Source organism: Streptomyces sp. NPDC017056, assembly GCF_044332485.1.
Lineage (GTDB): Bacteria > Actinomycetota > Actinomycetes > Streptomycetales > Streptomycetaceae > Streptomyces.
Genome location: NZ_JBIRPD010000008.1, coordinates 38,975 through 63,178 on the forward strand (window position 1 = coordinate 38,975; position 24,204 = coordinate 63,178).

The window sequence follows — 24,204 nt, forward strand, 5'->3', positions numbered from 1 at the left end:
GGCCAATTCGTGCACGGTCGGCGCAGGTTGAAGAATTTCCGGGCCCAATCCAGCATGGTCCACCGGAAGCGGACCTCCGCCATTCCGGCACAGCCTCCATGGAAATGAAGGGTGTAAAGCGTTGAGTTCTTCCATAGAATTGCCCCGGTGGCCCCAGCTCTCCGACGAGGACATCGAAGCAGCGGTCGCGGCGCTGCGCTCCAACCGTCTGGTCGGCCTGGGGAACAGCGTCGTCACGGACTTCGAGGCGGCGCTGGCGGCCGGACAGGGCGTCGAGCACGCCGTCGCGGTGTCCACCGGCACCGCCGCCGTGCACTTGGCGCTGCACGCCCTCGACGTCGGTCCCGGCGACGAGGTGATCGTGCCGACCCATACCTTCATCGGCTCCGCCAGCCCCGTCACCTACCTCGGCGCGCGCCCGGTCTTCGCCGATGTCACCCCCGACACCCACTGCCTGGATCCCGACTCGGTCAAGGCGCTGCTCACCGAGCGCACGAAGGCCATCGTGGTCGTCCACATCAACGGGTGTGCCGCCGACATGGAGGCGCTGAGCGCGCTGGGCGCCGAGGCGGGCGTCCCGGTGATCGAGGACATGGCGCAGGCGCTCGGCACCCGTATCGGCGGGCGTCCGGTCGGCGGCTTCGGTGACCTCGCCTGCGTCAGCCTCTTCGAGCAGAAGGTCATCACCTCCGGCGGCGAGGGCGGCGCCGTCCTGACGAACAACCCGGCCTACGCCGAGCGGGTGCGGCGGCTGCGCAGCCATGGCGAAGGTCCCATCGAGGGCCGTCCCGGGCTCATCTGGGCGCACGAGGTGGGTTACAACTACCGGCTCACGAGCGTGCAGGCGGCGGTCGGCCATGCCCAGCACAAGCGCCTGGACGCCATGGTGGAGGCCCGCCGGCACAACGCCGCGTACCTGACGGAGCGGCTGGGCGGCATCGACGGGCTGGAGCTGCCGGTGGAGCCGGAGAACACCGTGCACGCGTTCTGGAAGTACGTGGTGCGCGTGGCGCCGGGCGGCGGCCGCGCCCCGGCCGCCGAGGTCGCGGCGACGCTGCGCTCGCGCGGCGTACCGGTGCTGCTTCGTTACCCCTTCCCGCTGCACCGCCAGCCCGCGTTCGCCGAGCACCAGGGCGTGTCCCTGCCGGTCGCCGAGCGGCTGTCCCAGGAGCTGCTGGCGCTGCCCTCCCACCCGGGGCTCGGCGAGAAGCACCTCGACCACATCGCGGACGAGGTGCGCCGGGCCGTCACCGCGTGACGTACGGCCGCCGCGCCGGGCGGTGCGACCGCCCCCGCCCGGCGCGGCGCCCTTCCTTCTTCCACCGACGTCAGGAGAGCGCATGTCCCCCGCCCCCGCCCCCGTCCCGCACGACGACGCCGGCCGGCCCCGTACCGTGCTCGGCACCTCCGCCTTCGGTCAGAACGAACGCGCCTTCCCCGTCTACGACGCCTACTGGGAAGGCGGTGGCCGGGCCTTCGACACCGCCTGGCTGTACGGGCACGCCTACGGGCCCGGCTGCTGCGAGCGCGCCTTCGGCGCATGGGCCACGTCCCGCGGTGTCCAGGACGAGGTGTGGGTCCTCGCCAAGGGCGCGCACACGCCCGAGTGCCTGCCCGACCGGGTCGAAGGCCAGCTCAACGAGAGTTTCGAGCGCATGGGGCGCGGCAGCGCCGCGCTCTACATGCTGCACCGGGACAACCCCGACGTGCCGGTGGGCGAGTTCGTCTCCGTCCTCTCCGACCTGGTCAAGCGCGGGCTGATCGGTGCCTACGGCATGTCGAACTGGCCGCTGGAGCGGGTCAAGGAGGCCGTGGCGTACGCGCGGGCCCACGCGCTGCCCGCCCCTGCCGGGGTGAGCAACCAGTTCAGCCTGATCGACATGGTGCACCCGATCTACCCGGGGACCGTGACGGCCAACGACCCGCAGTGGCGCGCCTGGCTCGCCGAGGAGGAGGTCTGCCTCTACCCGTGGGCGAGCCAGGGCCGCGGGGCGCACGCTCTCGACGACCCGGACGAGCTGCGCACCGGGCCGCTCGCGGAGTCCTGGTACAGCGAGACCAACGCGGAGCGGGTGCGGCGCACCCGGGTCCTCGCCGACAGCAAGGGCGTCTCGGCGACGGGGCTGGCCCTGGCCTGGACGCGGTCCCAGCCGTTCCCGGTCGCCCCGCTGATCGGGCCGCGGCAGGTGGCGGAGGTGCGCGATTCGCTCGCCGCGACGGCGTACACCCTCAGCGAGGCCGAGCGCGAGTGGCTGGAGCACGGCACCGGCACGCTGCCCGGAGTGTGACGGGGCCGCCCCGCGGCCGATGACAGCGGAAAGGCGGCACAGCGGTGGTCCTCGCTGTGCCGCCTTGCGCTTGTTGCGTGTCGCGTGTGCCGTGTCGTCAGTTCAGCGCCTCCAGCAGGGGCGCGTAGTAGCCGCCGTCGGTGTGCGCCGCCGCGACGAGCATCCGGTACGGCTCCCACTGCGCGTACGCTTCCCGGCCGGGCTTGGCCAGTTCCCGTTCCAGGCCCCAGGTCTCCAACTGGATGGAGTGCCCCATCAGCAGGGCGATGTCCGCCTCCGTGCGCAGGAAGGGGCGGGCGAGGCCGGTGACCGCTTCCTGGAGCCGGCGGCGGCCCGCCTCGTCCGCCGGGCCCGGTGCCGTACCGGGTTCCGGCGGCGCGTAGGCGATCTTGATCAGTTCGTTGAGGTCGAGCTGTACGGGGGCGACGACCGCGAACTCGAAGTCGAGCAGCGACACCACCTCCGACCCGTTCCACAGGGCGTTGACCGGGGAGAAGTCGCCGTGGTTCAGCACGCGCGGGGCACCCGGCAGCGCGGCCCAGTACCGGTCGAGGGCGTCGCTCAGGCGCTTGAGCTCCTGGTCGGTGAGCACCTGCGCCGCGTGCAGCCGCAGCAGGCTCTCCGCCGCCTCGTCGGGCGTCTGCGCGTAGAAGGGGTTGCGGGAGCGGGCCAGCGGCGCGGCGGTGGCCGCGTCGACCCGGTGTGCGGCCCGGGCCCTGGCCCAGAGCTGCCGGACCGCCGTGATGCGCCGGTCCCAGTCCAGGTCCGGCCAGGCGTCCTCCAGGCCGACCCCGTCGATGCGGGCCATCGCCACCCACTGGTGGCCCCGGGTGGTGCCGGTCTCCAGTACGCGCGGGTAGCCGACCTCCGGCGGCAGCACGGCGGACAGCCGGGCCTCGCGCCGCAGATCGGCGGAGCCGGCGGCGCCCGCGACCCGTACCGCGAGGCCGCCGCCCAGCCAGGTGGCGTTCGTCCGGCCGCCGGCGCGGCGGGCGGCCGCGAAGTCGATGCCGTGACGGTGGAAGACCTCCGCCGCCACCGCTGCGGTGTCCGCGGCGCGGGCGGCGGCGTCCTGTGCGGCGCCGGGCACTACCGGGCCATCAGCCGGAGCGAGACGACCAGGCGCAGCGGGTCGGGGCCGCCGGGCAGCCGCAGCAGCGGGGGCACCTCGTGCCACATGCGCGGGCCGAGCAGCCGGGCGTCGCCGTCGCGGTCGTACATGGGCTCCAGGTAGCCCTGGCGCAGGATGCGCATCGAGCCGACCGTGTCGTAGCACAGCGGGAACTGGAGGTTGAAGCGGTCGAGGTCGGTGTCGTGCTCGGCGCCGTGCGGGCCGATGTAGTCGCCCTCCCGGTAGGCCAGCAGGAACACCCGTTCGTAGTGCAGGTTCCGGCCGGTGATCCGGTCGACGAGCGGGAGCAGTTCGGCGGCCGTGCGCTCGGCCCAGTCGAGGAGGCCGTGCGCGCGGAAGACCGCGGTGACGCGTTCGGTGTGGGCCGGTGAGTCGGATTTGGCGTCGATGCGCAGCAGCCGGAAGCCGTACCCCAGCGTGCCGGCGTCGTCGGTGTGCTCCTGCGCGTCCACGACGGGCTCGTCGCGCAGCTGCTCGTACACCGAGCGTGCCGCGGCCCGCAGTTCGGTGACGTCGGCGACCTGCGGGATCTGTGCGCACCGGTGGGCGAGGTAATGCGCGCGGAGTGCTTCGGCATCGGCGTCCGCGGTGCTGAGCGTGTCGAGCGTTGCCATGAGCCGGGCGGAATTGGCGACCACAGAAGTTCCCCATTCGGATGGGCGGACGGGCGGACCGGTCAGGCGGTGCCGAGCACCATCAGACGGCGGCTGCTGACGGTGAACGTGCCGCCGTGCTCGTCCGTAACCTTGGCGTCGGAGAAGCCGGCGGTACGGAACCACTCCAGGATTTCCGGCGCGGTGAACATGCGGACGCTGTAGCGGGCCCGTTCCACCTTGCCCTCGCGGATGGTGACCTTTTCCGCGTAATAGCGGCTGGCTTCCGCGTCCAGTTCCTGGATGTCGATCGCCAGGTCGGTGCCGCGCCGCAGCACGTCGACGTGCATCTCGTGGTTGGCCAGGACGCTCGGGATGTGCCGGTACGGGGAGTGCATGTCCAGCAGGAACCGGCCGCCCGGGCGCAGGGCGCGGCGATAGCGGGAGAGGATGTCCCGGTCGGTGGCGTCGTCGAAGTAGCCGAAAGAGCTGTACCAGGAGACCGCCGCGTCGAATTCGGCGTCGAACGTCATCTCCCGCAGGTCGAGATGGCGGTAATCGACGTCGACGCCCATGGTTCGGGCCTCGTCGGCGGCCATGGCCAGGAAGCGTTCGTCCCGGTCGATGCCGACCACGGAAAAGCCCCGGGAGGCCAGCACGTTGGCGTGCCGGCCGTGTCCGCAGGGCGCGTCGAGAAGTTTCATGCCCGGCTCGAATCCGCCGAGTTCGGTCATGGCCGACGCTTCCTGCGCACTCAGTTCGGGAGTGAGGTCGGGAAGGTCGAAGTGATCGTAATCGTCGCCGAAAAGGCTGTCCCAATCGACATGGGGTTGTCTCGGTTCCATATCCTCAGGCTAGGACCGCGGCAGCTTTGTTCACAATGCGGTTACCGGGCCGCGAAGTCGCGCAATCAGGACGGGAATTCGACCCGTTCCGGGAATTCGGAGAATTCCCTCGCGGCACCTCGTCCCCGTCCCGTGCGCCGTCTCCGGCTGCCGTTCAGTCGCCGTGCCAGGTGCGCCACAGCGCGGCATAGGCCCCGCCGGCGGCCAGCAGTTCGTCGTGGCTGCCGAGTTCGCAGATGCGGCCGTCCTCGACCACCGCGATGCGGTCGGCGTCCCGCGCGGTGTGCAGGCGGTGGGCGATGGCGATGACGGTACGGCCCCCCATCACCGCGGCGAGCGCGCGTTCGGCGTGCCGGGCGGTCGCGGGGTCCAGCAGCGCGGTGGCCTCGTCCAGTACCAGCGTGTGCGGGTCGGCCACCAGCAGCCGGGCCAGCGCGACCTGCTGGGCCTGCGCCGCGGTCAGTTCGTACCCGGCGGAGCCCACCACCGTCTCCAGCCCGTCCGGCAGCGCTTCCGCCCAGCCCGCCGCGCCGACCACCTCCAGCGCCTTGCGGGCCTCCGCGTCCCCGGCGGCGGGCCGGGCGAGGGTGAGGTTCTCCCGCAGCGTGCCCCGGAAGATGTGGTGTTCCTGGGTGACCAGCGCGATCCGGCCGCGCAGCTCGCCGGTGCCCAGCTCGACCAGCCGGACGCCGCCCAGCTCGACCGTGCCGGAGCCCGGCTCGTAGGTGCCGGCGAGCAGCTTGCCGAGGGTGGACTTGCCGGAGCCGGACGGGCCGACGACCGCCAGCCGCTCGCCCGGCGCGATGTCCAGGTCGACGCCGTGCAGGATGTCGCGCCCCGGCAGGTAGGAGTAGGTGACCGCGCGGGCGGTGAGCTTCTCGCCGTCCGGTACGGCGCCGGTGGGCCGCCGGTCGGCGGGCAGCTTGCTGACGCCCAGGACGCGGGCGAGCGAGGCCGAGCCGATCTGCAGCTCGTCCATCCAGCTGAGCACGTCGTCCAGGGGGAAGATCAGCTGCCGGACGTAGAGGGTGGCCGCGACGACCTGTCCCAGCGTGGCCAGGCCGTGCGAGTGCAGCAGCCCGCCGACGGCCAGTGTCGCCACGACGGGCACGACATAGCTGAACTCGACCAGCAGGTACCAGGAGCTGCGCAGCCACATGGTGTGGCGCTCGGCCTCGTACGCCTCGCCGAGGTCGCGGTCCAGGGCCCGGCGGCGCCAGGCGCGCAGGCCCAGCGCCTCGACCGTACGGGCGCCCGGCACCGTCTCGGCGAGGCTGTCGCCGAGCGCCACGTAACTGGCCCCGCGCCGCCGGTAGGCCGCGCCGGAGCGGCGCAGGTACCAGCGGGTGCCGGCCCACAGCAGCGGGATGACCACCAGGCTGGGCAGTGCCGTCAGCGGGCCGACCAGCATCAGCGCGGTGAAGGTGAACACGCAGGTCAGCACCGCGATCAGGGTTTCGGGCACCCCGTAGCGCACGGTGTTGGTCAGTGCGTCGGTGTCGCGGGAGGCCCGGGTGATGAGGTCGCCGGGCTCGGCGTCCTCCACCGTGGGCAGGGGCAGGCCCACGACCCGGTCGACGAAGTCCTCGCGGATCTCGGCGGTGACCTTCTCCCCGAACCGGCAGGAGCGCTGCACCGCCCAGTACGTCAGCGCCGCCTGCGAGACCAGCGACAGCAGCAGGCCGAGGCCGAGTTGGTTGACCGTGGCCGCGGTGGTGCCGCGGACGACCTCGTCGATGAGGCGGCCGATCAGCCAGGGGGCGACCAGGCCGCAGACGGCGGCGAGTCCGTGCAGGGCCAGCATCCAGACCAGGTCGGCGGCGTGCCGGCGGGCGAGCGCACGGCCGTGCTCGCGGACCTCGGCGGTACCGGCGACCGGCAGCGAAGCCCGGCTCATTCGGCGCTCCCTCGTGAGGCGGGACGGGGGGCCGGCGTGCTGCCGGCCGGGACGTGGTGACCGGGCAGTTCCTCGCCGGTCTCGCGCTGGATCACCAGGCGGTAGCCGGGGTCGGCGGCCAGCAGGTCGCGGTGGGTGCCCGTCGCGGCGACGCGGCCGCCGGGCAGGAAGGCGACCCGGTCCGCCTGGTCGAGCAGCAGCGGGCTGGAGCTGATCAGCACGGTCGTACGGCCGGACCGCGCGGCCCGCAGGCGCCGGCCGATCTCGTTCTCGGTGTGCGCGTCCACCGCGGAGGTGGGGTCGACGACCACCAGGACGTCCGGGTCGGCGAGCACGGCCCTGGCCAGGACGAGGCGCTGCCGCTGGCCGCCGGAGAAGCGGCGCCCGTCGGCGGTGACCGGGGTGTCCAGGCCGTCGGGCAGGGCTTCGACGACGTCCTCGGCGACGGCCGCCCGCAGTGCGGCGGCGATCGCGGCGTCGTCGGCGTTCCCGTGCGGGTCCAGGGCGGCGCGCAGCGGTCCGCGGAAGAGCCGGGAGCGGCTGTCCGCCACCAGGATGCGGCGCCGGACCGCCTCGGGCGGCAGTTCGGCGAGCAGGGTGCCGCCGTAGGTGACGGGGTCCTTGGTGTAGCCGCCGAGGCGGTCGGCCAGGCGTGCGCCCTCGGCGGGGGGTGTGACCACGACGAGCAGTTCACCGGGCGTCACGGCCAGGCCGGAGTGCTCGTCGACGAGTCCCTGGCCGCGGTCGGGCACCGGCCGCGGGTCTTCGGGCGGTACGGAGTCCACCGGCAGGCGCAGCACCGCGACCGCGCGCCGCGCGGCGACGTGCGCGCGGGCGAACCGGTCGGCGGTCTCGGTGAAGATGCCCAGCGGTTCGACGAGGAAGGCGGCGTAGGCGTAGAAGGCCACCAGTTCGCCGGGGGTCACCGTGCCCGTGAGCGCGGCGTGCGCGCCGACCCAGGTGACGGTGGCGACCAGCAGGCCGGGCAGCAGGACCTGCGCGCCCCTGATCAGGGCCTCGGCCCCGGCCACCCGCGAGCCCGCGGCGCGTACCCGCTGCGAGCGTTCGCGGTAGGAGCGGGCGAAGGAGGTCTCCCCGCCGACGCCGCGCAGGACGCGCAGCCCGGCGACGACGTCGGTGAGGCGGGAGGTCAGTTCGCCCTGGAAGTCGCGGTAGGCGCCCTGGCGGCGGTGCAGGGGGCGCAGGGTGTAGCCCATGGTGAGGATGATGGCGGGCAGCGCCACGATGATGAGCATGCCGAGCGGCAGGGACTGGCCGAGCAGCACCGCGGCCACCAGGACCGTGGAGACCAGGGCGCCGACGGCCCGGCCGACGATGTCGAAGGCGTTGCCGATGGTGGTCATGTCCGAGGTGCCGACGCTGACCAGCTCCCCGTCGTCCACCTTGCGCTCCAGGGAGGCGCCGAGCCGGTCGGCGTGCCCGACGACGAGCTGGACGGTGCGGAACCCGGCCGAGAGCGCGTTGTGCATGTTCAGGCGCCGCCGGATGGTCCCGGACACCGCCTGCACGACGCCGAGGGCGAGCAGCACCGCCGACCAGGAGAGCACCACGCCCATCTCGCCCGGTACGAGACCGTCGTCGATGGCCTCGCGCACGACCACCGGCACCAGCGCCTGCGAGCCGAGCCAGAGCAGGCCGCAGAACGCGGCGGCGCTCAGCGGCCGGACGATTCGGCCCGCGAGCCACAGCAAGAACCGCGTGGCGGAGCGGATATCCGGAATTCCTGGGTCTGCGACGGGTAACGGGCGCATTGCGTGAGAGTACCGAGCACGCCGGACACAACGTCAACTCGGTTGCCTCTCGCGCCGTCCGCCGCACGCGTACCTGTGGTGAACAGCGGAAACGGGAAGGGCGCCGGCACCTGGTTGCCCGGGGACCCGGGCCCGCCCTAGCCTGCGACATCCGTGACGAAACGACACAAACCAGGGAAGCGCCCATGTTAGTTCACGCCACGCCGCTGGACGGCGCCGCGCTGATCGAGCTGAAACACCTGGAAGACGACCGCGGCTTCTTCGCCCGTGCGTTCTGCCGCGAGGAGTTCACCGCGGCCGGACTCGAACCCGCGGTCGAGCAGTGCAACCTGTCGTTCAACCACCGCAGGGGCACCCTGCGCGGCTTCCACTACCAGCTCGCACCGAACGCCGAGGCGAAGACGATCCGCTGCACCCGGGGTGCCGTCTACGACGTCATCGTCGACCTGCGGCCCGACTCCCCCACCTACTTGCAGCACTACGGGGCCGCGCTGACCGCCGAGAACCGGCTCGCCATGCACGTCCCGCGCAACTTCGCACACGCCTACCTGACGCTGACCGACGACGCCGAGACGCTGTACCAGGTCTCCACCGCCTACACCCCGGGCGCCGAGCGGGGGCTGCGGTGGGACGACCCGGCCCTCGGCGTGGCGTGGCCGGTCCCGGTGGAGGTGGTCTCGGACAAGGACGCGGCCTGGCCGCTGCTGACCGAAGCCCCCTTGGGAGCACGATGATCGTCGTCGACGCCGCGCTGCGCCGGCGCGCACAGGAGGAGCGGCCGATCCGGGTCGGCATGATCGGCGCCGGCTTCATGGGCCGCGGACTGGCCGACCACATCATCGCCTCGGTGCCCGGCATGCGGCTGGCCGCCGTCGCCAACCGCACCGTGGCCAACGCCGAGCGCTGCTACACCGAGGCGGGCCGCAAGCCGGTCAGGGCCGACACCGTGCGGGAGATCGAGGCGGCGGTCGCCACCGGGCGCCCGGCGGTGACCGAGGACGCGTTCGCCCTGATCGCCGCCGAGGGCATCGACTGCCTGGTGGACGTCACCGGCGCGGTGGAGTTCGGCGCCCACGTCACCGTCGCCGCCATCGAGCGGGACCTGCCCGTGGTGACGATGAACGCCGAACTGGACGCCACCGTGGGCCCGTTGCTGGCCCACCGCGCCCGCGCCGCGGGCACCGTGCTGACGGGCGCGGACGGCGACCAGCCCGCCGTCCAGGCCAACCTGCTGCGCTTCGTGCGCGGCCTGGGCGTGACACCGCTGGTCGCGGGCAACGTCAAGGGCCTCCAGGACGCCTACCGCACCCCCGCCACCCAGCGCGCCTTCGCCGAGCGCTGGGGCCAGAACGTCAACATGGTCACCAGCTTCGCCGACGGCACGAAGGTCTCCTTCGAACAGGCCATCGTCGCCAACGCCTTCGGCCTCACCGTCGGCCGGCGCGGCATGTACGGGCGCGACCACACCGGGCACGTCGACGAGCTGACCGAGGTCTACGACATCGACGAGCTGCGCGCGCTCGGCGGTGTCGTCGACTACGTGGTCGGCGCGAAACCCGGTCCGGGCGTGTACGTGCTGGGCACCCACGACAGTCCGCGGCAACGGCACTACCTGGAGCTGTACAAGCTCGGCAAGGGCCCCCTGTACAGCTTCTACGCGCCGTACCACCTGTGCCACTTCGAGGTGCCCAACTCCATCGCTCGCGCCGTGGACTTCGCCGACGCCGCGCTGAGCCCGCCCGCCGGCCCGCGGGTGGACGTGGTCGCCACCGCCAAACGCGACCTGGCAGCCGGAACGACGCTGGACGGCCTCGGCGGCTACGACACGTACGGCGTCGCCGAGACCCACGCGAGGACGCGGGCGCAGCACCTGCTCCCGATGGGCGTGGCCGAAGGCTGCGTCCTGCGGCGCGGCGTCGCCAAGGACTCCGTGGTGACCTACGACGACGTGACGCTGCCGCCGGGCCGGCTCGTCGACGCGCTCCGCGCCGAGCAGGACAGGCTCTTCCCCGCCCGGCCGGCCGGCGCCTGACCGGAACGCACACGGCCGCGCAGCAGGCCCGGTGCCTGCTGCGCGGCCGTGTGCGCCGGCGCCCGGCGCGGTCAGTCCCACACCTTCCACGGCGCGTTGCCCGCCGCCCACAGCGCGTTCAGGTGCTGGTAGTCCTTGTAGGTGTCCATGGCGCACCAGAAGTCGTGGTGGGCGTGCAGGGTGAGCTGCTGGTCGCGGGCCAGGCGCTGCAAGGGCTCGCTCTCCAGCCACAGCATCGGGTCGTCGCTCAGATAGGTGTCGAGGAACTCCCGGCGGAACATGAAGAAGCCGCCGGAGACGAAGCCGGTGACCTGGGTGGGCTTCTCGTTGAACTCCAGGACCACGTTGTCCCTGACGTCCATCTCGCCGAACTTCGACGTCGGGTGGATGCCGGTGACCGTGCCGATCCGTCCGCCGTCGCGGTGTTCCTTCTCCAGGGCGGTCAGGTCGATGTTCCCGACCCCGTCGCCGTATCCCATCATGAAGTCGTCGGTGTCCACGTAGTGCCGGATCCGCCGCAGCCGGGCACCGGTCGCGGTGTCCAGGCCCGTCTCGGCGAAGGTGATCTCCCAGTTCTCGTCGGCCCGGCCGTCGTGGAAGTGCAGCCGGTGCTCGTCGGTGAGCGCGATGGTGAAGTCCGACAGCTGCGCCCGGTAGTCCAGGAAGAACTGTTTGATCGCCCAGCCCTTGTAGCCGAGGCACAGCACGAACCGCCGGAAGCCGTAGTGGCTGTAGATCTTCATGATGTGCCACAGGATCGGGCGCCCGCCGATGTCGACCATGGCCTTGGGCAGCCGTTCGCTGGCCTCCCTGATGCGGGTGCCGTAGCCGCCACACAGGAGTACCACCGGAATGTCCGAGTTCACTGTCGTCCCTTCTCAGCCGATGTCTGCCGGTCGTCCCGCCCGGCCGGGCACGTGCACCCGGGTGAGCCGCGCCCCGGCCGCGGGGAGGGCCGCGGGGCCGGCCGCCGCTTCGACGCCCGCCCGTTCGAGCGCTTCCGCCACCTGCTGCCAGGTCTCGGCGCAGCCGCGGGCCAGCTCGGCGGTGACGCCCACGCAGTGCGGCGGGACGCTGCCGAGCAGCCGCTCCCACTCCTGGCTGCGCACCGCGACGACGGTCAGCCAGCGCAGCAGCGCCCGGCCGTCCTCGGTCAGCCGGAGCGAAGGGTCCCGGCTGAGCTGGCGCAGTTTCAGGTCGCGGGGCACCCGGTTCTCCGTCCGCTCCGCCGGGCGGCGGGGCGGCTGCGCGGCCGGGGCGCCGGCCGTCTCCGGTTCGGCGCGCCCGCGTTGCGGGACCGGTTCCTCGCCGCGGCTGCGGCGTTTGCGGACGTCGAAGACCGTACCGAGTGACACGCCGGCCTGCTCGGCGATCCGGCGCAGCGGGGCGTCGGGGTTCTCCCGCATGAGGCGGTCGGCCACCCTGCGGCCCTCCGTCGAGTCCAGCGGCCTGGCCCGGCCGTCGCGCCCGATCCTGACGTTCGACTGTGGAACTCCCTCGGTTGAACGCGCCCGGACGGCGCCGACCGTCTTCGGGGAGAGTCCGGTCGCGGCGCCGATGGACCGATCCGACCACTGCGGGTGCGTGGTGATGATGCGGGCCGCGGCGGCCCTGCGGTCGGTCAGGGAGAGCGGCAGGCCGTGCGCGATGTTGGCCTCGACGGCGAGGACGAAGGCGTCCCGCTCCTCGCCGTCGAAGAATTGCACGTCGATCTCGGTCGCGCCGCGCGATTCGGCGGCCCGCAGCCGGTGCATGCCGTCGATGACGCGCATACTGGACCGCAGCACGACAATGGGAGGAAGGTTCTCCCCGCATTCCGCCAGCGCGCGGATATGCTCCGGATTCTCGCCTGCCGAACGAGGGGAATCGGATGGCAGGAGCGAGCTGATGGCCACTCTTGTGATACCGGGTAAACGCGATGGCGTTTCGCCGGATTCCGCCGGGCCGACCAAGGCGGGGGGATCCTCCACTTTAACGGGATCTTCGAGAAAGACAGCGTCCAACGCACACCCCTCCGGTCACCACACGCCTGACTGCCAACCAGGTGCTACTCCGCCGGGCACGCAGCCTCGTGTCGGCCACGCACCAAGGACAATTACGCTCCCGAGCCCAGGTGCCCGCGAATACGGTTCCCGCATCCACGGCATCGCCGACCTTCGCCCTGGCATATGCTTATCACTCGGCTAAGTTTTCAGTAAAGTGCTAAAACGTCTTTTACTCGCCCATCGGCAGCGTGTTCGAGGGGCGCGGCCTGCGGCATCCTGGGCGCAGCGCGGCGACCGGCACTGCGGGTGATCCGGAAAACCCCTGGTGGGAGCGTTACGTGTGCTCTTCGCCCCTGGGGAGCGTTCCGGCCATCACATGCGTCACAACCGCCACACTCACACCTCAAGTAACAATTGGGGCAGGCAAAGAACTCGCCAAGCAGCAACTGTTTTCCGCCGCCGGCGGACGGTACGGCGACCCCGCGCGGCAGACGGCACGCCCAGGGTCCGACACCTCTTTGGAGAACGCCGTGAAAGCACTCGTTCTGGCAGGCGGCGCAGGAACCCGCCTGCGGCCCATCACCCACACTTCCGCCAAACAGCTGGTCCCGGTGGCCAACAAGCCCGTTCTCTTCTACGGCATGGAAGCCATCGCAGCCGCCGGGATAAAAGAGGTGGGGATCGTCGTCGGCGACACGATGGAGAAGATCCAGGAGGCCGTGGGAGACGGCTCCAAATTCGGCCTGGACGTCAGCTACATCGCCCAGGAGGCGCCGCTCGGGCTGGCGCACGCCGTCCGCATATCGCGGGACTACCTGGGCGACGAGGACTTCGTCATGTACCTCGGCGACAATTTCGTGGTGGGCGGCATCAACGAACTCGTGGCGGATTTCCGTACGGCCCGGCCTGACGCCCACCTCCTCCTCACCCGGGTCGCCGACCCCCGGGCCTTCGGCGTCGCCGAGCTGGACGCCGCCGGGCGGGTGCGGGGCCTGGAGGAGAAACCCGCCCGTCCCAAGAGCGACCTGGCGCTGGTCGGCGTCTACCTCTTCTCCCCCGCCATCCACGAGGCCGTGCGCGCCATCCGGCCGTCCTGGCGGGGCGAGTTGGAGATCACCCACGCCGTGCAGTGGCTGATCGACGAGGGCCGGGACGTGCGGTCCACCCTCATCAGCGGCTTCTGGAAGGACACCGGCAACGTCACGGACATGCTGGAGGTCAACCGTCTGGTCCTGGAGACCGTCGAGCCGCGCTGCGACGGCCTGGTGGACGGGGCCAGCGAGATCATCGGGCGGGTGCGGATCGAGGAGGGCGCCACCATCCGGGGCTCGCGGGTGGTGGGGCCCGTGGTCATCGGCGCCGGCTCGGTCGTCGCCGACTCCTACGTCGGGCCCTTCACCTCCATCGCCGACGGCTGCCGCATCGAGGACAGCGAGGTGGAGTTCTCCATCGTGCTCCAGGGCGCCTCCATCTCCGGCGTACGGCGCATCGAGGCGTCCCTGATCGGCCGGCACGTCAAGGTCACGCCCGCCCCGCACGTACCGCACGCCCACCGGCTCGTCCTCGGCGACCACAGCCTGGCCCAGATCTCGTCCTGAGCCCCGTCCTTCCCCGGCAGCCCCCCTCCCTCCCAGAAAGCGGCCCCGATGACCACACGCCTTCTCGTCACCGGTGGAGCGGGTTTCATCGGCTCCCACTACGTACGCACCCTGCTCGGCCCGGACGGGCCGGGCGACGTGGCGGTCACCGTCCTGGACGCCCTCACCTACGCGGGCAACCCGGCCAACCTCGCCCCGGTGCGCGACAGCCCCCGGCTGTCCTTCGTCCACGGCGACATCTGCGACGCCCCCTTGGTCGACCACCTCGTGGCGCGGCACGACCAGGTCGTGCACTTCGCCGCCGAGTCCCACGTCGACCGCTCCCTGCTCGACGCCTCCGCCTTCGTACGGACCAACGTGCAGGGCACCCAGACCCTGCTCGACGCGGCGCTGCGGCACGCGGCGCGCACGTTCGTGCAGGTGTCGACCGACGAGGTCTACGGCTCCCTGGAGCACGGCTCGTGGACCGAGGACGAGCCGCTGCAGCCCAACAGCCCCTACTCCGCCTCGAAGGCGTCGGCCGACCTGCTGGCCATGGCGCAGCACCGCACCCACGGCCTGGACGTCCGGATCACCCGTTGCTCCAACAACTACGGCCCGTACCAGTTCCCCGAGAAGCTCATCCCGCTGTTCGTCACCCGGCTGCTGGACGGCGGCAAGGCACCTCTGTACGGTGACGGGCTGCACGTCAGGGACTGGCTGCACGTGGACGACCACGTACGGGCCATCGAAGCGGTCCGTACCCGCGGCCGGGCGGGCCGGGTCTACAACGTCGGCGGCGGCACCGAGCTGAGCAACAAGGAGCTGGTCGGCCTGCTGCTGGACGCCTGTTCCGCCGGCTGGGACAGCGTCGAGCACGTCGAGGACCGCAAGGGCCACGACCGCCGCTACTCCGTCGACAGCGGCAGGATCAGCCGGGAACTCGGCTACGCGCCCAAAACGGACCTGGCCACCGGCCTGGCGGACACCGTCGAGTGGTACCGCACCCACCGCTCCTGGTGGGAACCGCTGCGGGCCGCCCGGTCCCGGACGACCTGAACCCGCCCGCAGCCCGCGCCGCACTCGGCCGCGCGGGCCGATCCGGAGGTGAACCGCTGTGCCGACACTCCACGCGCCCTGGCTGATCACCGGCGCGTCCGGCATGCTCGGACGCGAACTGGCCGCCCTCCTCACCCGCCGCGGCATCCCGGTGGCCGCGCTCGGCCGCCGGTCCCTGGACGTCACGGACGCCGCCGCCACCCGGGCCGCCATCGCCCGGCACCGGCCCGCCGTCGTGGTCAACTGCGCCGCCTGGACGGCCGTCGACGCGGCGGAGACCCGGCCGGCGGAGGCCCTGCGGGTCAACGGTGACGGGCCCGCACACCTCGCCGCGGCGTGCCGCGGGCACGGCGTACGGCTGCTCCAGCTGTCCACCGACTACGTCTTCGCGGGGCACGCCGGCCGGCCGTACCGCGAGGACGACCCGACCGGCCCGCAGACGGTGTACGGCAGCACCAAGCTGGCCGGTGAGCAGGCCGTGCTGGGGGAACTGCCGGAGACCGGTTACGTGGTGCGCACCGCCTGGCTCTACGGCGCCGGGAGCCCGAACTTCGTCTCCACCATGATCAGGCTGGCGGCGGGCGGCGACCCGGTGCCGGTCGTCGACGACCAGCGCGGGCAGCCCACCTGGACCGCCGACCTCGCCGAACGGCTGGCGGCGCTGGGCGGCGGCGCGCTGGCGGGCACCGCGCCCGCCGGCATCTACCACGCGGTCAGCAGCGGGGAGACCACCTGGTACGCGCTGGCGCGGGAGACGTTCCGGCTGTCCGGCGCCGACCCCGGCCGGGTCCGCCCGACCACCACCAGGTCACTGGACCGCCCGGCGGCGCGGCCCGCGTTCAGCGTGCTGGGCCAGGAGCGGTGGCGGGAGGCCGGGCTCGGCCCGATGCGCGAGTGGCGGGCCGCGCTGGCGGAGGCGTTCCCCGCGCTGCGGCGGGCGGTTGACCGGTCCGCCGCATAGGGCGTGCCGTTCAGGAGCGCACGGACGCGAACTCCTTGCGCAGGCCCTCGTGGAACTCGGTGCACGCCTCGAAGTCCGGCAGCAGGCCGCTGCGCTCCAGCTCGGCCAGATCGGGCGCCGCCGCGTCCTTCGCGGACAGTACGGGCTCGATGCCGGCGGGCCAGTCGATGCCCAGGGCGGGGTCGAGGGGGTTGAGGGCGTGCTCGCGGTGCGGGGCGTAGCCTTCGGACGTGAGGTAGACGACGGTGGCGTCGTCGGTAAGGGCCATGAACGCGTGGCCGAGGCCGGCCTCCACGTACACACTCAGCCGCCGGTCGTCCAGGCGCACCGCCTCCCACTTGCGGTAGGTGGGCGAGCCGACCCGGATGTCCACGACGACGTCGAGCACGGCGCCGCTCAGGCAGGTGACGTACTTCGCCTGCCCCGGCGGCACTTCCGCGAAGTGCACGCCCCGCAGCACCCCGCGCCGGGAGACCGAGCGGTTGACCTGCGCGACGGACAGTTCGTAGCCGAGGGTGTCACTGAAGGACCGGCCCCGGAACATCTCCTGGAACTCCCCGCGCTCGTCGCCGAACGCGTCCGAACGCACGGACCAAGCACCTTCCATACCGAGTGGGCGCACGACGCGACTCCTCCTGACGAGACGGTGACGGGAACGACGGGTCCGGCGGGGCACGGCGCGCCCCGCCGGACAGGTGGTGCGCGGCGGGGTCAGCGCGGGGAGAGCACCCGCATCGACCGGTCCAGCGAGCCGTCCTGCTGCCGGCGCCGGAGGGTCGCGAGGCGGGTGAAGTCGTTGTCGAAGGCGGCCTGGGTCAGGCCGCGTCCGACGTACTCCTTCGCCAGCTGGGCCGCGCCGTCCGGAATGCTCCAGCGGGCCCGGAACCCGAGTTCGGTGCGCGCCCGGGTGAAGTCGACCCGGTAGGAGCGCGGGTCGCTGCCGGTCTCGCCGGTGATGCGCACCACCGAGCCGGGCACCGCCGCCGCGGCGGCCTCGGCGATCTCGGCCACGGTCCGGTTGTTGCCCTCGGTGCCGACGTTGAAGGCGCGGGCCCGCACCACGTCGGCCGGCGCGGCGAGCCCGGCCACCACCGCGTGCGCGATGTCCTCGGCGTGCACCAGGGGCCGCCAGGGCGTGCCGTCGGACAGCACGGTGACCTCCCGCGTCAGCACCGCGCTGCCGACGAGGTTGTTCAGCACGATGTCCGCGCGCAGCCGGGGCGAGAAGCCGAAGGCGGTCGCGTTGCGCAGGAAGAACGGGGCGAAGTCGCCGTCGGCCAGCTCCGCGAGGTCGTCCTCCACCCGGACCTTCGAGACGGCGTACGGCGTGACGGGCTTGAGCGGCGCGTCCTCGCCGACCAGTTCGTCCGCGGCCTGCGCTCCGTACACCGAGCAGGTCGAGGCGTAGGCGAACCGGCGCACCCCGGCGTCCTTGGCGCACCGGGCGAGCCGGACGGCGGCGTGGTGGTTGATGTCGTAGGTGATCTCGGGGGCCAGGGAGCCGAGCGGGTCGTTGGACAGCGCGGCCAGGTGCACCACGGCGTCGAAGCCGCGCAGCGTGGCCGCGGTGACGTCCCGCAGGTCCATGGCGAGCCCGGGGACGTCGGGGGTGTCCTGCGGGCCCAGGACGCAGGAGGCGAACAGGCCGCTGTCCAGCCCGGTGACCTCGTGCCCCGCGGCGGTCAGGAGGGGCGCCATGACGGTGCCCAGGTAGCCTTGGTGGCCGGTCAGCAGTACGCGCATCCGTCCGCCCGCCTCAGCCGAGCACCGCGTGCCACCGCGGGTCCCGCACGTCGACGCCGACCGAGGACAGCTGGGCGCGCAGGTCCGTGCGCAGCCCGTCGAGGTCCGTGCCGGACTGCCGCAGGTTGGCGGCGAGGCGCCGGCTGCGGGCCCGGTAGGTCTCCGGGGCGTCGGAGCGCGCGTTGAACCCGTCCAGGAGCAGCGCGTCGATGTGCGCGGACCACGGCAGCTCCTGGATGCCGGCGGCGATCTCGCTGGGGCGCAGCCGGTGCCAGTACGAGATCCCGCCCGCGTGGACCAGCTGCGGCGCGAAGACCTTGGTGCCGGGGAAGCTGTGGAAGTGCCCGATGCGCCAGCCCGCGGCCAGCGCCATGAGCTGGTAGAACATCAGCCCGTCGAAGACGACGCGGGTGACGCTGTGTCCGTTCTGCACGTGGTGGTAGCGCTCGTGGCTGCGGACCTCGCGGCCGTCGTCGAGCACGTCCAGCAGGCCGCCCTGCGGGAAGGGCAGGTGGTGGTCCTCCATCGCCAGCACCTTGGCCAGGGCCGCTTCGTGGTGCGGCTCGATCAGGCGCACCATCGCGCCGTCGATCTCCTTCTCGGGGCCCGGCGGGACGAAGGAGTAGGCCGCGGGCGAGACGGGGCCGCCGATGGCGCGCTCGATCTCGGGGCGTGCCGTCGGGTCGATGGCCAGGAACGGCGGTGCCGCCAGCGGTATCGGGCCGTAGCTGAGGGGGCCGCTGACGGCGACGCCCGGCTGGAGTCCGTCCGTGCACCGGGTGAACCAGTCGGCGTCCATGACGAAGCAGTCGCTGTCGACGATGCCGAACGGCCGGTCGAGGTTGCGCAGCAGGAACTCGAAGATCTCGTGGCTGCCGACGCTCTCGTCCAGGTCGAAGGCGGGCATGCCGCGGCTCATGGTGTCCCGTACGGCGGTCTCGGCGGGGGTCAGCCCGCTGGAGACGAAGGCGCAGTTGAGGTCGGGCGGTACGAAGCGCAGGAAGTGCTGGATGACGTGCAGCAGCCCGGAGGAGAAGAAGCAGAACCACACCGGGCGGTCGGCCGGGAGGCCGGACAGGAACCGCTGGAACCGTTCGTCCAGGGACACCAGGGCCTCGTCGGCTCTCGCGTCCTCGGGGGAGGTCGTCGTCGTCACATGCGAGGTTGTCACGCTGGCCACCATGAGGAGTCGGGTTGCGAAGGGGGGCGGGGACCGCGGCGCCGCGGCGGGACGTGCTCCGGCCCGTCGGCGCCGCGGCGCGGGCGGGTCAGAGCACGTCCCAGTAGTCTCCGAGCAGGAACGGCATGCCGAAGGAGACCGACTTCTTGTCGTTGGGGCGGTAACTGGCGCGGGGCAGGGTGCGGAAGTCCATGCTCACCCGGCTGATCTCGGTGTCGTTGACGACGTTGCCGTGCCAGGAGTTCGCGCCGTCGAAGACGATGACGTCGCCGTACTCGGCGGTCACCGGTTCGTGGTCGATCCACACCGTGTTGTTCCCGTACGCCTTGGTCAGCGGCACCCAGTAGTTGACCTCGGCGGGGTCGTGTCCGAAATCGCGGTCACGGTGCCACTCGCCGACGGCCAGGGAGTTGCGCAGGTGCACCCGGCAGGTCGGCAGCCGCTGGATGTAGAGCTGGTCGGCCTCCTGGCCCAGCAGTTGCTGGGCCAGCTTGCGGTAGGCGGGCGAGATGGCGTCGAACCCGTCGTAGTACCGCCGGTGGTACGGCGTGCTCTGGTCGGTCTCCCGGGTGGCCGGCCGGTCGCTGGCCGCCAGGCCCTCCAGGTCGTCCACCCCCATCACCTCGCGGACGAGGTCCGCCAGCGGGATCTCGGTCACGTCGTAGTGCAGCCGCGTGTATGTCGCCATGGTCTCTCCTCACACCGTCATCCGGCCGCGCAGCCGCTTGCACCGCCGGTACCAGCCGTCCACGACGGCGTCGATCGCCGGGTCGCCGGACTCCCCGTCGCTCACCTCGTGGCCGCGGCCCGCCAGGCGCAGCGCCAGCCGCCGCGCGGCGATCCGGGCCGGGATGGCCGGCACGGCGAGGTCTTCGAGGTGGTTGCCCAGCCGCTCCAGCGGGCTGAGGTCGAAGAACTGCCGCTGCCAGCGCAGTTCGTTGTGCCGCCAGTCCTTGAGGCCGTTGAAGCCGCGGCCGGCGTTGTGGTGCATGACGTCCTGGAGGTCCTCGACCACGACGCGCTTGCCGGCGGCGCGCACCAGGGTGGCGAGGATGACGCCGAGCCCCTCGAAGCCGAGGTAGCGGCCCGGCGGGAAGCGCACGTTCTCGATGACCCAGCGGTTCACGCACAGGATCACGTCGTCCACGGCGTGCACCTCGTGCCGGCCGCCGCCGTGGTCGTGCACCTTGTCGTAGTCGGCCACCCGCCCTCGCCTGGTCTCCTTCTCGTTCCACCAGGCCAGTGAGACGGTGTCGGAGCCGCCGAGCGAGCCGAGCATGCCGACGGACTCGTCCTCGAAGACCCGCTCCGCCACGTCGGCGGGGTTCTTGCGCAGCTCCACGTCGTCGTGGAGCATCACCAGGCTGGTGACCTCGGAGTTGGCCGCGGCCTGGTCGAAGATGGCGTTGTAGGCCGCGAACAGGGAGCTCTGGTGGCGCATGGTGAACAGCGGGCTGCCCGGTGTCCGGACGCGCTCGATGCCCGGGCGGCTGATGCGGTCGAAAAGATCGGTCGGGCCGACGCAGACCCCGTAACCCATCACGTTGGACGTTCTCCTGTCACAGTCGGGGGTGGGAGCGGCCCGCGGCGGGCGGGATCCGGGTGCGGGCCGCGTGGGCGCTTCAGAAGCGGTAGGTCTCCAGGGAGCCCGAGCGCCGGACGTCGAGGGTGGCGCAGTGGAAGCCGCCGCCGAGCGTGCGGGAGTGGCTGAGCTGGAGCGGCAGGACGTTCATGCCGTGCTTCTCCAGCAGCTTGATCAGCGCGGTCTGGCGGCGGTCGACGACGGCCAGGTCGGGCCGTACGACCAGCAGGTTCATGCCGATCCACACCGAGCAGTGCGGCTTGTCCCCGCTGAAGCCGATGTCCACCAGCTCCGGGCAGGTGATGGTCTGCCAGGAGCGCAGGAAGTCCGGCATGTTCCCGTCGTTGACGCGCTCCGGGTTGACGAGGACGAGGCCGGGGCGCAGCGGCACGATCGTGGAGTCGACGTGGGTGGAGGCGTACAGCTTGCGGCAGGGGTGCACGGTGTACGTGTCGCCGACGGCCGACTGGAGCCACTTGGCGCCGAGTGCGTTGCCGCTGTCGGAGACCAGGTACAGCAGGTCGGTGCCGAAGCGCAGCACGTTGGCGGCGTCGAACACCGGCTCCAGTTCGGTCAGCCGCTCCCCCGCGGGCGCCGACGGGTCGTACATGCCGTCGGCGAGCCGCGGCTTGGGGGCGGAGATCCACCGGCTGCCGCTGTCGAAGTACTCCAGCAGGATGTCCTTGTAGGCCAGCGACTCCAGGAACCGGGCGCGCAGCGCCATCGGCGTCTCGATGATCGTCTGGCCGACGGAGAGCAGGCCGTCGCGCGGGCAGTAGTCGTGGAACCCGTCGGTCTGCCAGTCAGGGGTGCTGATCCGGGCGGCGTTGTCGCGCGCCTGGGGACGCCGGACGGTGACGCCGAGCTTGGTGAGCTCCTCGCACAGGACGTGCAGTTCTTCCTCGGTCTCCTTGAGCACCCGGTCCGGGTACGGGCCGGAGGGGATCTGCTCCTGGCGGTCGTACTCCCCCGCGTACTCGACGGCGAACACGCTGCGGTCGGCCACGGGCACCCGGGCGCCGACGGCCGTACCGACGATGATCTCTTCCAGCGGGTCCCATTCGTTGTGCACGCTGACCAGACTCATGGCACTCCTCGGTGGCTGTGGTCGTGGATGCGGTGGGCCGGCGCCGCGGCCGGGCGCCCGGCCGGGCTGCGGGCGGAACGTCCGGGCCCGCGGCGGGGCCGGCCCGCGAGGGCGGGTGCCGGCGTCGGCCGGAAAGACGGGCCGGTCCGCGGATTCGGTCCACCGACGCGGCAGGGAACCATACGAAAACGCACCGAGCCCGGTGCCGTCACCGATTTCTGCTGTGCTCCCGTGATGCGTTCCGGAATATTCTCGCCAACCACCGGGGGTTTTTCAACGCGCACGGCAAAGGCCCGCTTCGCAGTCGCCACGCATATCGGCGGGAAAATACGGAAGGGCCGGGTCCCCGGCACCCGTCGCTTTCCGCGAACGCGCGCCGAAAACACCGGCGGGCGCCCCCCCCCCCCCCCCCCCCGGCCCCCCCCCCCCCCCCCCCCCCCCCCCCCCCCCCCCCGACTGTCATCCGAATTCCGGAAACCGGATCTCGCGGTCAGTGCGTCACCGCTTCCGCAGCGCCTCCGCGATGGCGGTCTGGGAGGGGTCGAGTGCGGTCTTCCCGTCCTCGATGTCCCACAGCGAGTTCTGGAGCAGCCGCCCCAGGGTCCAGCCGGCCGCACGGTCGCGGTCCAGGCCGAGGGCGTCGGTCAGCAGGTCGAACCGGCGCCGGACGACCCGGTGGGGGTGGCCGGTCGCGACCACGTCGTCCCACCCGCTGTCCAGGGCGGGCCACAGGTCGAAGCCGGGGTCCCCGGCCAGCGGCTCCGGGTCGATGGCGAGCCACGGCTCGCGCTCCCCGGCCAGCACGTTGCCGTAGTGCAGGTCCCAGTGCAGCAGCCGGTCACCGGGCTCGCCGGCCAGCTCGGCGACCGCGGACGCCCAGGACCGCAGGTGCCGTTGGTCTTCGGGGTCGGCCAGCGCCGCCGCGGCCTGCGGCACCTGCTCCAGCATCTCGGCGGCGATGTCACCGAGGCCGCGCAGCCCTTCCGGCGCGGGGACGGACACCAGCCGCCGCAGCAGCCCGGCCAGGACGGTCATCGCGGTGTCGTCGTCCTCCAGCGACGCGAGCGTGCGCGAGCCGTCCAGCCGCTCCAGGAGCATGGTGCCGCTGGTCCGGTCGCTGTCGAGCAGCCGTACGACGCCGTCGCCGTTCCAGGTGCGCAGTCCGATCAGCGCCGCGGTGGTCTCCTCCTTGGGCATCTGGAACCGGAGCGCGGCGCGCGTGCCGTCCCTGCGCAGCACCGGCAGCACCAGGGACGCTTCCCCGAAGCCGGCCTCGCCGTCCCGCTTCAGCTCCCAGCGCTCCAGGAACTGCGCGGCCAGCGCGGGCAGGGAGGCGATCCATGCCTTTCCGGCCGGGTCGCCGCCTCTCTCGTACGACGCGGCGAGTGCGTCCGGGACGGCGATGTTTTCCGACGTGCTCATGGGGGTTTTCCTTCACCGGAGTCGGGATGCGCGCCGCCAACGTACCGGAATCTTCCGCGCCTTGATCACGCGTGGTGGTTTTTCGGCCGCCGCCGGTGGCCGGTCCGGCCTCTCACGGGGCCGGGAGGTAGCGCATCAGCCGCCCCCACATGGCCTCGTCGTCGGCGTCGCCCGTGTGCCGCCCGGCGAACCGCGCGGCGTACTCGGCGATCTCGGCGAGGGTCCAGCGCACCTCGTAGAAGCGCAGCAGTTCGGCGCGCCCGCGCGGCGCCGTGCCGAAGACCCTGCTGATGGCGGACCAGTCACGCTCGGGCGGTGCCCACATCAGGCCGCCCCAGTCCAGGATCAGCACGTCCTCGCCGAAGAGGACGTTGGCCGGGCTGGGGTCGCCGTGGGTCAGCGCGGGCCGCTCCCCCCGCCACAGGTCGGCGCACCGCTCGGCCGTGCGCGCGGCATCGCGGCGCAGTGCGGTGAGGTGGTCCCACCGCCGGGTGACCAGCGCGGTGAGCCGTGCGCTGTACGGGCCGCCAAAGGTGTCTCCGTCCAGAGCGGCCTGGAGCGCCTTGTCCAGGTCGGCTTCGAAGGGGAACTGGAAGTCCTCGACGGGCACGTCGGCCTGGAGTTCCGCGGGAGCGGAGAAGCGGTGGATCTCCTTCAACTGGCGCACCAGCGTCGCGAGGTGGCTGTCGTCCGGGGTGTTCGCCGACGGCGCGGCGGCCCGTTCGACGTACGGGAAGACCACCACCGGCAGCCCGCCGACCTCGTACACCACCCTGCCGCTCCGCCCGGCGAGCGGGGCGAGGACGAAGTCCTTGCCGTCGGCGCGCAGCAGCAGGGCGGCCTCGTAGGCGCCGGGGAAATGGCCGTCGAGGTCGCGGCGCACGCTGATCCACAGCGATCCGCACCGGTAGGACCAACTGTCCTCGCCGAGCGGGACAAACTCCAGAGTGTCCGTTTTTCCGTGCCCGGGCGCAGCACCGTGGAATTCCTCTGCGACGAGCCGGAGCAGTTTCCGGTGGTCTACAAGCTCGTTCTCCAAGAGCATGCCA

At 72.3% G+C, this 24,204-nt stretch carries 22 protein-coding genes; 7 read left to right on the top strand and 15 right to left on the bottom strand.

Features of this window, described 5'->3' with window-relative positions; translation table 11 throughout:
* Positions 1 to 121: 121 nt before the first annotated feature.
* Complete coding sequence (locus tag ACH4OW_RS16340) at positions 122 to 1,258, top strand: DegT/DnrJ/EryC1/StrS family aminotransferase (RefSeq protein ID WP_398028296.1); 1,137 nt, start codon at positions 122 to 124, stop codon at positions 1,256 to 1,258.
* An 82-nt stretch (positions 1,259 to 1,340) separates the two neighbouring features.
* Positions 1,341 to 2,288, top strand: a complete 948-nt coding sequence (locus ACH4OW_RS16345) for an aldo/keto reductase (RefSeq protein WP_360140110.1) — start codon at positions 1,341 to 1,343, stop codon at positions 2,286 to 2,288.
* Positions 2,289 to 2,385: 97 nt separating this feature from the next.
* Here ACH4OW_RS16345 and ACH4OW_RS16350 read toward each other — a convergent pair whose 3' ends face one another.
* The 5 genes from ACH4OW_RS16350 to ACH4OW_RS16370 all read right to left on the bottom strand — a co-directional run bounded on the left by ACH4OW_RS16350 (position 2,386) and on the right by ACH4OW_RS16370 (position 8,527).
* Positions 2,386 to 3,378, bottom strand: coding sequence for a phosphotransferase family protein (locus ACH4OW_RS16350; protein ID WP_398028299.1), 993 nt, complete (start codon positions 3,376 to 3,378; stop codon positions 2,386 to 2,388).
* The gene (locus tag ACH4OW_RS16355) at positions 3,378 to 4,034 is read right to left on the bottom strand and encodes a StsF protein (RefSeq protein ID WP_360140116.1); all 657 of its coding nucleotides are present in this window, start codon (positions 4,032 to 4,034) and stop codon (positions 3,378 to 3,380) included. The genes ACH4OW_RS16350 and ACH4OW_RS16355 overlap by 1 nt, the downstream gene beginning before the upstream one ends.
* A gap of 62 nt (positions 4,035 to 4,096) precedes the next feature.
* Complete coding sequence (locus tag ACH4OW_RS16360) at positions 4,097 to 4,858, bottom strand: methyltransferase domain-containing protein (RefSeq protein ID WP_360140119.1); 762 nt, start codon at positions 4,856 to 4,858, stop codon at positions 4,097 to 4,099.
* A gap of 154 nt (positions 4,859 to 5,012) precedes the next feature.
* On the bottom strand, positions 5,013 to 6,755 hold the full coding sequence (locus tag ACH4OW_RS16365) for an ABC transporter ATP-binding protein (protein ID WP_398028302.1): 1,743 nt from the start codon (positions 6,753 to 6,755) through the stop codon (positions 5,013 to 5,015).
* Positions 6,752 to 8,527: an ABC transporter ATP-binding protein gene (locus tag ACH4OW_RS16370; protein WP_398028304.1), complete on the bottom strand. Its 1,776-nt coding sequence runs from the start codon at positions 8,525 to 8,527 to the stop codon at positions 6,752 to 6,754. The genes ACH4OW_RS16365 and ACH4OW_RS16370 overlap by 4 nt, the downstream gene beginning before the upstream one ends.
* A gap of 185 nt (positions 8,528 to 8,712) precedes the next feature.
* Between ACH4OW_RS16370 and rfbC the strand changes: the two genes are divergently transcribed.
* Positions 8,713 to 9,261, top strand: coding sequence for a dTDP-4-dehydrorhamnose 3,5-epimerase (rfbC, locus tag ACH4OW_RS16375; RefSeq protein WP_360140128.1), 549 nt, complete (start codon positions 8,713 to 8,715; stop codon positions 9,259 to 9,261).
* A complete protein-coding gene (locus ACH4OW_RS16380; protein WP_398028306.1) occupies positions 9,258 to 10,559 on the top strand; it encodes an NAD(P)H-dependent oxidoreductase in 1,302 nt (433 codons plus the stop codon). The genes rfbC and ACH4OW_RS16380 overlap by 4 nt, the downstream gene beginning before the upstream one ends.
* Before the next feature lie 71 nt (positions 10,560 to 10,630).
* Here the strand turns inward: ACH4OW_RS16380 and ACH4OW_RS16385 are convergent, their stop codons facing one another.
* Positions 10,631 to 11,425, bottom strand: a complete 795-nt coding sequence (locus ACH4OW_RS16385) for a glucose-1-phosphate cytidylyltransferase (protein WP_360140134.1) — start codon at positions 11,423 to 11,425, stop codon at positions 10,631 to 10,633.
* Between the two features lie 12 nt (positions 11,426 to 11,437).
* A complete protein-coding gene (locus ACH4OW_RS16390; protein ID WP_360140137.1) occupies positions 11,438 to 12,346 on the bottom strand; it encodes a ParB/RepB/Spo0J family partition protein in 909 nt (302 codons plus the stop codon).
* 728 nt (positions 12,347 to 13,074) lie between these two features.
* Here ACH4OW_RS16390 and ACH4OW_RS16395 point away from each other — a divergent pair.
* From ACH4OW_RS16395 to rfbD, 3 genes are read left to right on the top strand one after another with little or no spacing between them, the layout of a single operon-like run.
* A complete protein-coding gene (locus ACH4OW_RS16395; RefSeq protein ID WP_360140140.1) occupies positions 13,075 to 14,142 on the top strand; it encodes a glucose-1-phosphate thymidylyltransferase in 1,068 nt (355 codons plus the stop codon).
* 48 nt (positions 14,143 to 14,190) lie between these two features.
* The gene (rfbB, locus tag ACH4OW_RS16400; RefSeq protein ID WP_360140142.1) at positions 14,191 to 15,180 is read left to right on the top strand and encodes a dTDP-glucose 4,6-dehydratase; all 990 of its coding nucleotides are present in this window, start codon (positions 14,191 to 14,193) and stop codon (positions 15,178 to 15,180) included.
* 58 nt (positions 15,181 to 15,238) lie between these two features.
* A complete protein-coding gene (gene rfbD / locus ACH4OW_RS16405) occupies positions 15,239 to 16,141 on the top strand; it encodes a dTDP-4-dehydrorhamnose reductase (protein ID WP_398028309.1) in 903 nt (300 codons plus the stop codon).
* Between the two features lie 10 nt (positions 16,142 to 16,151).
* Here the strand turns inward: rfbD and ACH4OW_RS16410 are convergent, their stop codons facing one another.
* The 8 genes from ACH4OW_RS16410 to ACH4OW_RS16445 form a co-directional block, all read right to left on the bottom strand.
* Positions 16,152 to 16,763 carry a dTDP-4-dehydrorhamnose 3,5-epimerase gene (locus ACH4OW_RS16410; protein WP_360140148.1) on the bottom strand — a complete coding sequence of 204 codons (612 nt, stop codon included), beginning with the start codon at positions 16,761 to 16,763 and terminating at the stop codon, positions 16,152 to 16,154.
* A gap of 89 nt (positions 16,764 to 16,852) precedes the next feature.
* Positions 16,853 to 17,884: an NAD-dependent epimerase/dehydratase family protein gene (locus ACH4OW_RS16415; protein ID WP_398028311.1), complete on the bottom strand. Its 1,032-nt coding sequence runs from the start codon at positions 17,882 to 17,884 to the stop codon at positions 16,853 to 16,855.
* Between the two features lie 13 nt (positions 17,885 to 17,897).
* Positions 17,898 to 19,055, bottom strand: a complete 1,158-nt coding sequence (locus ACH4OW_RS16420; RefSeq protein ID WP_360140154.1) for a dTDP-dihydrostreptose--streptidine-6-phosphate dihydrostreptosyltransferase — start codon at positions 19,053 to 19,055, stop codon at positions 17,898 to 17,900.
* Positions 19,056 to 19,152: 97 nt separating this feature from the next.
* A complete protein-coding gene (locus tag ACH4OW_RS16425; protein ID WP_360140157.1) occupies positions 19,153 to 19,752 on the bottom strand; it encodes a streptomycin biosynthesis protein StrG in 600 nt (199 codons plus the stop codon).
* 9 nt (positions 19,753 to 19,761) lie between these two features.
* Positions 19,762 to 20,607, bottom strand: a complete 846-nt coding sequence (locus tag ACH4OW_RS16430) for a glycosyltransferase (protein ID WP_360140160.1) — start codon at positions 20,605 to 20,607, stop codon at positions 19,762 to 19,764.
* Positions 20,608 to 20,686: 79 nt separating this feature from the next.
* On the bottom strand, positions 20,687 to 21,733 hold the full coding sequence (locus tag ACH4OW_RS16435; protein WP_360140163.1) for an inosamine-phosphate amidinotransferase 1: 1,047 nt from the start codon (positions 21,731 to 21,733) through the stop codon (positions 20,687 to 20,689).
* Between the two features lie 498 nt (positions 21,734 to 22,231).
* Positions 22,232 to 23,155 (bottom strand): aminoglycoside phosphotransferase family protein, encoded by a 924-nt coding sequence (locus tag ACH4OW_RS16440; protein WP_398028313.1) that lies wholly within the window; start codon positions 23,153 to 23,155, stop codon positions 22,232 to 22,234.
* A 112-nt stretch (positions 23,156 to 23,267) separates the two neighbouring features.
* Positions 23,268 to 24,200, bottom strand: a complete 933-nt coding sequence (locus ACH4OW_RS16445) for a phosphotransferase (protein ID WP_398028315.1) — start codon at positions 24,198 to 24,200, stop codon at positions 23,268 to 23,270.
* Positions 24,201 to 24,204 lie beyond the last annotated feature (4 nt).

Coding starts and splice junctions, on each gene's coding strand:
- rfbB (WP_360140142.1), top strand. CDS start 14,191: ATGACCACACGCCTTCTCGTCACCGGTGGAGCGGGTTTCATCGGCTCC.
- ACH4OW_RS16355 (WP_360140116.1), bottom strand. CDS start 4,034: ATGGCAACGCTCGACACGCTCAGCACCGCGGACGCCGATGCCGAAGCA.
- ACH4OW_RS16445 (WP_398028315.1), bottom strand. CDS start 24,200: ATGCTCTTGGAGAACGAGCTTGTAGACCACCGGAAACTGCTCCGGCTC.
- ACH4OW_RS16425 (WP_360140157.1), bottom strand. CDS start 19,752: ATGGCGACATACACGCGGCTGCACTACGACGTGACCGAGATCCCGCTG.
- ACH4OW_RS16370 (WP_398028304.1), bottom strand. CDS start 8,527: ATGCGCCCGTTACCCGTCGCAGACCCAGGAATTCCGGATATCCGCTCC.
- ACH4OW_RS16415 (WP_398028311.1), bottom strand. CDS start 17,884: ATGCGCGTACTGCTGACCGGCCACCAAGGCTACCTGGGCACCGTCATG.
- ACH4OW_RS16360 (WP_360140119.1), bottom strand. CDS start 4,858: ATGGAACCGAGACAACCCCATGTCGATTGGGACAGCCTTTTCGGCGAC.
- rfbC (WP_360140128.1), top strand. CDS start 8,713: ATGTTAGTTCACGCCACGCCGCTGGACGGCGCCGCGCTGATCGAGCTG.
- ACH4OW_RS16435 (WP_360140163.1), bottom strand. CDS start 21,733: ATGAGTCTGGTCAGCGTGCACAACGAATGGGACCCGCTGGAAGAGATC.
- ACH4OW_RS16380 (WP_398028306.1), top strand. CDS start 9,258: ATGATCGTCGTCGACGCCGCGCTGCGCCGGCGCGCACAGGAGGAGCGG.
- ACH4OW_RS16345 (WP_360140110.1), top strand. CDS start 1,341: ATGTCCCCCGCCCCCGCCCCCGTCCCGCACGACGACGCCGGCCGGCCC.
- ACH4OW_RS16440 (WP_398028313.1), bottom strand. CDS start 23,155: ATGAGCACGTCGGAAAACATCGCCGTCCCGGACGCACTCGCCGCGTCG.
- ACH4OW_RS16365 (WP_398028302.1), bottom strand. CDS start 6,755: ATGAGCCGGGCTTCGCTGCCGGTCGCCGGTACCGCCGAGGTCCGCGAG.